The 1,887-nt window shown below is 58.3% G+C and carries 2 protein-coding genes; one reads left to right on the top strand and one right to left on the bottom strand.

The window, feature by feature from the left end; translation table 11 throughout:
• Nucleotides 1-135: 135 nt before the first annotated feature.
• The gene (locus tag WH277_RS00355; RefSeq protein WP_339458104.1) at nucleotides 136-1,551 is read left to right on the top strand and encodes a hypothetical protein; all 1,416 of its coding nucleotides are present in this window, start codon (nucleotides 136-138) and stop codon (nucleotides 1,549-1,551) included.
• Nucleotides 1,552-1,573: 22 nt separating this feature from the next.
• On the opposite strand, the gene WH277_RS00350 is transcribed toward WH277_RS00355, so the two are convergent.
• The coding region (locus WH277_RS00350; RefSeq protein WP_339503692.1) for an EAL domain-containing protein at nucleotides 1,574-1,887 on the bottom strand (314 nt) is incomplete at its 5' end.

Genomic DNA, 1,887 nt, shown 5'->3' with positions numbered 1-1,887 from the left:
CGGCGCAAGCGGCAAGATGAGGCCCCACGCGGGGACTCGAATTATTTTGGGTATATCTGTCTGCTTTGTATAGAATCACGCCCTTCACACGGCATCACCGCCTTGCCATTTGGCCGCGGGGGCAGGGAGAAATAAATGGACTGGTCTGTACTGATATTACTGCTGGGGTTAATGCTGTCGCCATTGATGCTGGGGATCACTGCGCTGATGTTGCTGATCCGTAGTCAACATATCCGACCGCGCTGGGTTCTGCTGGCGATGGTGCTGCCACAGATACTGATTGGCGCACTGTTGCTCTGGCCGGGTGGCATGTCTACGGTGGAGTTTTCCCGCGATATTCTGCAATGGCTGGTGACGCTGGTGGCCTGGCTAACGCTGTTTCTGGCGCGCTGGCAGCGCCGCGGCACACCGCCCATCCAGGCGCTGGTGACCGGCTGGCTGCTGTTTATTGTCCTGGCCGCCGCCTTCTATTTTAATCCCTCCAATCAACGCACGATGGCCTGGAAACGCCACGAACAGCAGATGCAGCATAATTTGGTACTCCTGGAGCAGGGGGCCCGCTCGCAGCTGGACAGACTTTCGGAGGAGAGTGCGCGCGAGCTGTTCTATCGGGCGGCGGCAAAAGCGTATCCGGAACAGACGCTGCGCTACTTTATCCGGCGTGGCCTCTCGCCGCTGGATAAAGGTGAAAATGGCTATAGCGTGTTAAGCAATGCCATCGAAAGCCATAATACGGTGGCGCTGAAACTGTTCCTGTCGGTGCTCACCCCGGCGCAAATCCAGTCATTATCCTTTGATTACGACCCGCTGCGCGATCTGCGCCTGGACCCGCCAGCGGGAGAGGCAGAGCAGCAGCAGTTTTATGACAGCATGGCCTTGTTACTGGCGGCACGCCCGGACTGGATCCATCCGCGTGACAAGCGCGCCGCTTCTTACCTGACCCGTGCGATTTTTGACGGCAACGGTCAGAGTGCGAACTTCTTACTGAGGTATCTGCCTGCGCCGGAAGGGCTCTGGCGGCTGGCACTGCTGGCGCTCAATGAGGACACACAGACGCTGATGGCCGCGCTGCGTGAGCAGCCGTCACAGCTGGAACAAACGTTGTCTGATGGTGAGGGACGCCACCTGAACCTGATGGCGTGGATGATCAAATATGCCCCGCCAGCCACCCGCACCGCGCTGCTGAACAGCAAATTAATCGTCTGGGATCACTACCAGGAACCTTCTCCACGCGACGGGAAGGGGGCAATGACCAATACATTGATTGATGAATCCCGTGGCAACTGGCGTTTCCGTGAAGAGTCACCCAGCGTGTTACAGCAGGTGCTGGCCAGTGCGATCGCTCAGGGAGTGACCTTATCGCCTCAACAGATGCTGGCGGTGTTTCGTTATGAAGATGGGCCCGAGACGCTGGCCGTTATGCGCAAGGCAGGATTGCCCTGTGGTCCGTTGATGTCGGCCAGCGCACAGCTGTTGACTGATTCGGTGCAGGACAGTCAAGTCCGGCGCTGGGTCAGTGAGTCCTGTCTGCGTCAGCCCAGCTGGCAATAACATCGGCGTGGCGGTGAGGGGGTTATTTTATCGCAAAGTAGCTGTTGAGCAGCAGTGTCGATAGCGGCTGGCGTGGCGCAATCACCTCGCCCCAGACGACATCAATCCCAATGCCAGACAGCGTATTCAGCGCGCCCGGCAGTTCGACGGGCCCGGCAAGGGTGCTGATCCCCAGGCGCTGGGCGTGGCCGTGAATGATCGACACCATCATTTCGTCCATCAGATTGCGGTGCACATTGGCGACCAGCTCACTGGCGAGGATCATATAGTCGATCTCCTCGGCCGGTAGCTGGTTAAACGCATCAAGATTACGGCCAAAATCACGCAGTACAATGC

This window comes from Erwinia sp. MYb416 (assembly GCF_037479575.1).
Taxonomy (GTDB): Bacteria; Pseudomonadota; Gammaproteobacteria; order Enterobacterales; family Enterobacteriaceae; genus Erwinia; species Erwinia rhapontici.
This window is presented reverse-complemented; position numbering and strand designations above follow the sequence as displayed.

What these genes read in the sequence shown, in the direction of transcription:
- WH277_RS00355 (WP_339458104.1), top strand. Translation starts at nt 136, where the DNA reads ATGGACTGGTCTGTACTGATATTACTGCTGGGGTTAATGCTGTCGCCA.